The sequence below is a fragment of the Collinsella aerofaciens genome, from assembly GCF_039752775.1.
Classification (GTDB): Bacteria; Actinomycetota; Coriobacteriia; order Coriobacteriales; family Coriobacteriaceae; genus Collinsella; species Collinsella aerofaciens_R.
The window spans coordinates 1-7,951 of the sequence record NZ_JBDMGT010000051.1; the positions used below are offsets into that span (position 1 = coordinate 1).

The 7,951-nt window shown below is 59.6% G+C and carries 5 protein-coding genes; 2 read left to right on the forward strand and 3 right to left on the reverse strand.

Annotated elements, in window-relative coordinates:
• Nucleotides 1–586: 586 nt before the first annotated feature.
• The 3 genes from bilS to ABHR63_RS09725 all read right to left on the reverse strand — a co-directional run bounded on the left by bilS (nucleotide 587) and on the right by ABHR63_RS09725 (nucleotide 4,982).
• Entirely contained in the window at nucleotides 587–1,138 is a 552-nt protein-coding gene (bilS, locus tag ABHR63_RS09715; RefSeq protein ID WP_346965422.1) for a flavodoxin family protein BilS, read from the reverse strand.
• 127 nt (nucleotides 1,139–1,265) lie between these two features.
• The gene (locus tag ABHR63_RS09720; RefSeq protein WP_346965421.1) at nucleotides 1,266–3,125 is read right to left on the reverse strand and encodes an ABC transporter ATP-binding protein; all 1,860 of its coding nucleotides are present in this window, start codon (nucleotides 3,123–3,125) and stop codon (nucleotides 1,266–1,268) included.
• Nucleotides 3,126–4,982 carry an ABC transporter ATP-binding protein gene (locus ABHR63_RS09725; RefSeq protein ID WP_346965420.1) on the reverse strand — a complete coding sequence of 619 codons (1,857 nt, stop codon included), beginning with the start codon at nucleotides 4,980–4,982 and terminating at the stop codon, nucleotides 3,126–3,128.
• Between the two features lie 215 nt (nucleotides 4,983–5,197).
• On the opposite strand from ABHR63_RS09725, the gene ABHR63_RS09730 reads away from it, so the two are divergent.
• The gene (locus tag ABHR63_RS09730; RefSeq protein WP_346965419.1) at nucleotides 5,198–6,265 is read left to right on the forward strand and encodes a hypothetical protein; all 1,068 of its coding nucleotides are present in this window, start codon (nucleotides 5,198–5,200) and stop codon (nucleotides 6,263–6,265) included.
• 300 nt (nucleotides 6,266–6,565) lie between these two features.
• Nucleotides 6,566–7,579 carry a hypothetical protein gene (locus ABHR63_RS09735; protein ID WP_346965993.1) on the forward strand — a complete coding sequence of 338 codons (1,014 nt, stop codon included), beginning with the start codon at nucleotides 6,566–6,568 and terminating at the stop codon, nucleotides 7,577–7,579.
• Nucleotides 7,580–7,951: the final 372 nt, after the last annotated feature.

A 7,951-nucleotide genomic window follows, 5' to 3' on the forward strand; every position in this document is an offset into this window, starting at 1 on the left:
GCACCGGGTACGACCAAGATCAAGTAGCGGGTCACTCATAACTGAAACGTCTGTCCGGGCGGAGGCATATAAGGTTCCCTGCTCGGACAGTCCTGCGCAAGACGGAGGCCACATTAAGTGGCCTCCTTTGCGTGCGGAACTCGCGATGAACCTTATATGCCTCCGCCCGGACAGACGCCTCGTTGTTGAAGCGCGGCTTGTCATGGGGGTAACCGCAATATATATAAGTTGAAGGCCACGTTATGTGGCCTTCTTTGTATCCGGAAGCCGTGTCCCAGAATTCACGTCCGGAGTGGGATGCAGTTTCCGCTTACGGCCCCGTTGGGAAACTGCATCCCACTCCAAAGGCAAATTCCTGGACGCACTTTCCGAAACCCCATCCATTCGGAAAGTGCGTCCCACTCTGCATACATCCAGCGAACGCATGCGAGTGTGTCGTCCAGGACGGTCTCGTCATCGGGGTAATGGAAAATGTCACCCCAAACGCCTGCCACGGTTGCGCCTACAAGCGTCAAGAAAAAAGCCTCGAGAACTTCGAGGCTTTCACATTTGTATTGTTTTGCACGAAGGATCGCGGACGGCGAAGCTACTCTCCCAGTACGGCCTTCTTGGCGGCTGCGGCCATGTTATCCAGATCTTCCTTGGTGGGATGGTCCTTCGCAGCAATCCAGTTGTCGAGCAGCATCTTATAGCGCGCGTTGTCGGGATCTTGCTCGAGCATGGCCTCGTAGCGCTGCTTGACCGCGGGACCCATCTTGCCCTGGCACATTGCCCAACCCACAAGCTCGGCATCCTCGGCCAAATTGGAGGTCACGCGATTGATAATCTGCTGATAATAGCTCTGGTCGGCGCCAAAACCGCAGGTACCAAAGAGGAAAACGCGCTTGCCGTGCAGAGCGGAGAGCAGCGCGGCAACCGAAGGCGTGCACGCGCCCTTGTCGCACCAAAAACCGACGAGCACCGTGTCGGCCGCGCAGGCGCCCTGCGCCTCGAGCGCAACCTGATCTGCATCCGCATCGTCGCTCAACGCCGCGGCATGGACAAACTCAACGCCCGCAGCCTGCAGAGCGCGCTTGATCGCGCCCGAAACCATCCTGGTATTACCGCTCTTGCTGTTAACCACCAAAGAGCACGTCATAGTCACGTTGCCTCGTTTCCCCCAAAACTAAAGCCACTAATGCAATTTATTAGATGAATATCTTAGTACTAACGTGACAGATGTAAACCACCGTCTGTCGATTGATTAATTTGCCCCACGGGCTTGCTCACTGGGCAAACTGACTGCGGTAGAGCTCGGCATAGAAGCCATCTGCCGCCAGCAGCTCGTCGTGCGTGCCACGCTCGATAATCTGGCCGTCGCGCATGACCAGAATGCAGTCGGCGTTGCGGATCGTCGACAGGCGGTGCGCCACCACAAAGCTTGTGCGACCGGCCATGAGCTCGTCGAATGCCGCCTGCACCTGCAGCTCGGTGCGCGTGTCGATACTCGAGGTCGCCTCGTCCAGCAGCAAGATAGCCGGGTCGGTGAGCATGACGCGCGCAATGCACAGCAGCTGCTTTTGGCCCTGGCTAAACGTGCCGCCGTCCTCGCCGATCACCGTATCGTAGCCGCTTGGCAGCTGCACGATAAACTTGTGCGCGTGCGCGCGCTTGGCGGCTTCGATAACCTGTTCGCGCGTGGCATCCGGGCAACCGTAAGCGATGTTTTCCGCCACCGTGCCCTCGAACAGCCAAGTGTCCTGCAGCACCATGCCAAAGGCACGACGCAGGCTTGCGCGCGTGTAGTCGCGCGAAGACCGGCCATCGACCATGATGCGGCCGGCATCGATATCGTAAAAGCGCAGCAGCAGGTTGATGAGCGTCGTCTTTCCGCAGCCCGTGGGGCCGACCAGGGCAAAGCGCATGCCGGGCTTGGCCTCGATGCAGATATCCTGCAGCAGCTTACGATCGGGCACATAGCTAAAGTCCACGTGTTCAAAGGTCACCTCGCCCTGCGGGGCGGCAAGCTCTATGGCGTCCGACGCGTCGGGCTCCTGCTCGCGTGCATCGAGCAGCGCGAACATGCGGCGCGCCGAGGCGTACGCGGTCTGGATCTGCGTAATGACGTTGGTGACCTCGTTGAACGGCTTGGTGTACTGGTTGGCGTAGGACAGGAAGATCTGCACGCCGCCCACCGTAAGCGCCGCGGGCACGCCCGTGATCACGCCCACGCAGCCGATCACAGCGACCACGGCATAGATGATGTTATTGATAAAACGCGTACCGGGGTTGGAGAGCGAACCCATAAACTGCGCGCGCTCACCTGCCGTATAGAGCTCGGCGTTGAGCGCGTCGAAGCGCGCTTGGGCGTTGGGGCCGTAGGCAAACGCATCCACCAGCTTTTGCTCGCCCACATACTCCTCAATATGACCGCCAAGCTGGCCTTGGATGCGCTGCTGTGCCGTAAAGCTCTTGTTGGAAAGCTTGGCGATGGCGCCGGCTGCAAAAATGGAAAGCGGCGTGACGAGTACCACCACGAGCGTCATGGTCAGGTTAATGGAGAGCATAAACGCGAGCGTGCCCACGATGGTGATAACGCCGGTGAAGAGCTGCGTGAAGCCCTGCAGCAGACCATCGCCCACCTGGTCGACGTCGTTGACTACGCGGCTCATAAGGTCACCGTGGGCATGGCTGTCGATAAAGCTGAGCGGCATACGGCTGAGCTTGTCGCTCGCCTCCACGCGCATGTCGCGCACCGTCTCGTAGGACAGACGGTTAACGCAGTAGCCCTGCAGCCACTGGAAGGCCGCAGCACCCATCACAACAATCGCGAGTTTGGTAACGAGCGGCAGCAGCGCATCGAAGTCCACTCGACCCGCCGCGACGATGAGGTCGATGCCCTCACCGATAAGGATAGGCGTGTAGAGCTGCAGAATCACCGAGATGGCGGCGCTCGCAAACGACGCCACAAACGAAATACGGTGCGGACGAACGTAGCCCATCAGGCGGCGAGTCACCGCACCCACGGGATAGCGCTCGGGATCGCCGGGCTGGCGCGGACCGTCACCCAGGTCGTTGAGGCTATCGTTGCCGGACACGTTGGCCGTCATCGTGGCGACCGAACCGGAAGAAGTATACGGATTCATTTAGCAGCCCTCCTTTGCGCAGACGGATGCGGGGGCGGTCGGAGCGGACGCGGGCGTCGTGCTCCCCTGCTGGCCCTCGAGCTCCTCGCGGCGCAGCTGCGACTGGCAAATCTCGCGATAGAGCTGGCAGGTCGTGTACAGCTCGTCATGCGTGCCCAGGCCCGCAACCGAGCCGTGGTCGAGTACGCAGATCATGTCGGCGTCGCGCACGGTCGAGACGCGCTGGCTCACAATGACGGTCGTGAGCGGCAGCCCGCCCTCGACGGCACCGCGCACGCTGCGCTCGCGAATGGCATGGCGAAGCGCCGCGTCGGTCTTAAAGTCGAGCGCCGACGCGGAGTCGTCCATGATCAGAACCTGCGGCGAGCCCACCAGGGCACGCGCGATGGTCAGGCGCTGGCGTTGGCCACCGCTGAAGTTCTTACCGCCCGCCTCGACCGGGGCATCGAGCCCCTGCGGCTTGTTGCGCACGAACTCGCTCGCTTGCGCCATATCGAGCGCTGCCCAGAGCTCCTCGTCGGTCGCCGACTCGTCACGCCAGGTCAGGTTGCTGCGGATTGTGCCGCTCACCAGCGATGCGCGCTGCGGAACGGTCGCGACCACATGGCGCAGCTGATCGAGCGGCCAGGTGCGCACGTCGGCGCCCATCACGCTCACGCTGCCGGTGCTCGCATCGTACAGGCGCGGGATGAGCGAGACGAGCGTGGACTTGCCGCTGCCCGTGCCGCCGATAATGCCGAGCGTTTTGCCCAGCGGCAGCTCCAGGGTCACATCGCTCACGGCATTTGCCGCGCCGGCGCCAAACGAGAAGCTCGCATGGTCAAAGCTCAGCGCAGGGACCGGAACAGCGCCACCCGTCAGGTCGCTCGGCTCAGGCAGCGCGACCGGCTGGTTGCCCTCGTCAGCGATGCTCGGCACGCAATTGAGCACCTCGTTGATACGCGACGCGCTGGCGCTCGCCTTGGTAAAGACCACGACCAGGTTGGCGACGTACACGATGGAGGTGAGCGTCTGCGTCATGTAGTTCACAAACGCCATGACCTGACCCTGCGTGAGCTCGCCCACGTTGACCTGGATGCCGCCCACCCACAGGATGGCGCACACGCCCAGGTTCATCACAAGAAACGTGACGGGATTAAGGATCGACGAGAGCTTGCCCACCGCGATGGCAGTATTGGCCTGGTCATCGGCGGCTTGGGCAAAACGCTCGCGCTCGTGGTCCTCACGCACAAAGGCGCGAACAACGCGGGCGCCCGAAAGCCCCTCGCGGCAGATAAGCGCGATGCGGTCGAGCTTTGCCTGCAGCTGCCTGTAATACGGGATACAGCGCGCCATGACAAACCAAAACACCAGGCCGATAGCGGGCGTGCAGATCAAGAAGATCATGCCGAGCTTAAGGTCGATGGCAAGGGCCGCGCACATAGAGCCCACCGCCAAGAAGGGCCAGCGGATGAGCATGCGTACGCCCAGCGCCACAGCGAGCTGCACCTGGTTGACGTCGTTGGTGATGCGGGTGATAAGCGACGGCGTGCCAAAGCGGTCGAGTTCGGCATAGCTCAACTTGTTGATGTGCTGGTAGAGCGCACCGCGGATATCGGTGCCCATGCCCTGCGAGGTGAGCGCCGCCATCTTTTGGCAGACGAGCGTAAACGAGATGCCGATCACAGCCATGGCGCCAAGTACCATGCCGTAGTGGATAACGGCGTTGACATCGTGTGCGCCAATACCCTTATCGATCATCTGGGCAATCACCAGCGGCGTCAGCAGGTCAAAGATCACTTCGATCAACTTGCACGCAGGGCCAATCACCATATACCGGCGAAACTTACCACCAAAACGCCTGAGCAACTCAATCATAAAAAGGCGCTCCCTATCATCATTCACACTCAATTCGAATCATGATAGTACGGTGAGCCCAAAAGAAGCGTAAACAACTCGTCATTTCTAATGGGATTCGATTTCCAAAGAAGCGGAAAGGCACGCGCACACCCAGCCAGTGTCGGGTCGACCGCCTGATATACTTACATTAGTGCTACCAAGTTAGTCGCCGACCCTTGAAATGAGGTGCCGAGATGAACGACATTCTCGCAAGAAGAGCAAGACGAGCAACCGTGGGCATCGCCCTTTCCGCGGCACTTGTCGCGGGAATCGCCCCCGCAACGGCGATCGCGGCAGAAACCAGTTCCCCCACCGGTGCGGCCGTTTCGCAGACGAGCGCCACCAGCGGCAATTCGGGCACCCTGCAGACGGAAGATGCGGCCGCCGCAAAAGAAAAAGCGTATGCAGCCATGCAGGAAGCGCTCAAAAACCTCGAGGCCGCAAAAGACGCCGCAAGTCCCGAGAAAATTGCGAGATTCAATGATGACATTGCCCGTTTTCAAGAGCTCCGCGACAAGATGGCGGCGCAAGCCGTCGAAGAGAGGGAACCCCTTCCCGCCATGCAAGCGGACATCGATGCAGGCCAAGCCAAATACGACGGGGCCATCAACCGGGTAAGCGAGCTCCAAGCAGAATTAGACAAGAAACTTGAGATGCTTAAGACACTCGAAGCACTCGGCTACGAGGAGTTTGTCGAAACTACTAAACAGCAAATAAGGCAGTTGCGCAGTGAGATCATAACGGCAAAAGCGCAAGTAGGCCATTGCGAAGAGGAGCTCCGCGAGTTCCAGCTCCGCCTCAGAAATCAGGAAAGACGAGTTAATAACTGTGAACGTGCTGTAGAGAAATATAAAGCCAATATCGACCAGTTCACAGCCTGGCGAGATGCGCTCCTCGACAATTTGAAAAAAGCGCAAACGGCTTATGACGACGCCTGCAAGGCATACGAAGAGGCGAAAGCCGCGGCAGACAAGGCCACCTCGCCCGAGATAACGCAACCGACCGAGACGACGCCTCCCTCCAACTCGGCGCAACCGGCCGAGACGGCACAGCCCGCCAGCTCGCCCGCGACCGGCAAAAATACCCCGCCAAGCTCCACCAAACAGGCGAACTCGAGCAGCGGCAAGCAAGCAGATACGACCGCCGGCAAGCTCGCGAACACGGGCGACACAGCGCCGAGCGCAATCACACTCGCAGCAGTCGCCGCCGCAGGCCTCGGAATAACCGCCACAGCCACACGCCGCATCAAGAACTCAAAATAGCTGCCAGCGGTTATTGTCTTCGCCAATCCACAAGCCAAGAGACAAAAAGAGGCCCGTTTCCCCAACCCAGGGAAACGGACCTCTTTACTTGAAAAAACAAATGGTAATGCCGCCGTCTCTTGAACCACGCAGCCATCAATGCCCAGACAACACCAGCAAGCCGCGTTCCTTAAGGGATAGATTTAATGGCTGTTAATCAAGGGGTATACGCGCACGCCCGATCAATGGCGGGCAAACCGCCTGATATACTTACATTAGTGCTACCAAGTTAGTCGCCGACCCTTGAAATGAGGTGCCGAGATGAACGACATTCTCGCAAGAAGAGCAAGACGAGCAACCGTGGGCATCGCCCTTTCCGCGGCACTTGTCGCGGGAATCGCCCCCGCAACGGCGATCGCGGCAGAAACCAGCGCCCCCACCGGTGCAGTTGCCTTGCAGACGGAAGATGCGGCCGCCGCAAAAGAAAAAGCGTATGCAGCCATGCAGGAAGCGCTCAAAAACCTCGAAGCCGCAAAAGACGCCGCAAGTCCCGAGAAACTTGCGGAAATCGATGATGACATTGCCGCATTTCAAGAACTCTACGACATGGTGGTGGCGGAAGCCGCCAAACGGAGGGAACCCCTTCCCGCCATGCAAGCGAACGTCGATGCAGCCCAAGCCAAATACGATGAGGCCCACAACCGGACAAGCGGCCTTCAGGCAGAATTAGATAAGGCACTTGAAGCACTCGGCGACGAGGAGCCCAGCACAGCTATTAAGGAGCAAATAAAGCAGTTGCGCAGTGAGATCATGTCGGCAGAAAGGCGAGAAGAATCTTGTGAAGATGATCTTCACCGCTACCAACGCCGGCTCGAAAGCCAGGAAAAACAGGTTCAGTATTTCGAAAGTGAGGCAGAGGAAGCTAAAGCCCACATCGACGAGGACATAGCCAAGCGAAATGCGCTCCTTAGCGATTTGGAAAAGGCGCAAGCGGCCTATGACGACGCCTGCAAGGCATACGAAGAGACAAAGGCCGCGGCAGACAAGGCCACCTCGCCCGAGATAACGAAACCCGCCGAGACGACAAAACCCTCCAGCTCAGCGCAGCCGGCCGAAACGGCACAGCCCGCCAGCTCGCCCGCGACCGGCAAATACGCTCCATCGAGCTCCACCAAGCAGGCGAACATGAGCAGCGGCAAGCAAGCAGATACGACCGCCGGCAAGCTCGCGAACACGGGCGATGCAGCGCCGAGCGCAATCGCACTAGCAGGAATCGCCGCCGCAGGCCTCGGAATAACCGCCACAGCCACACGCCGCCTCAAGAACTCAAAATAGCCGCCAGCGGCTATTGTCTTCGCCAATCCACAAGCCCAGAGACAAAAAGAGGCCCGTTTCCCCAACCCAGGGAAACGGGCCTCTTTAACTGCAAAAATTCAAGCAACAGCACCGCCGCCTCTTGAAGCACATCGCCACCGCGCTCCAAACAACGCCAACGAGCAGCAAAAGACACGGGATTAAATTATTCAGATAAATGTGACCCTTCAGGTGGTTTTGGTCGGCTACCCGCGAGTGCCGGCAGGGCGCTTGGTAGTCGAGCGATCCCGCAGGCAAAGCCGAGGACCAGCGAGACACCAAGCGCCCTGCCGGCACTCGCGGGTAGCCGCGGCACCAAAAAGCGCCTGCGCACTCGATGGATTCGGATGCCCG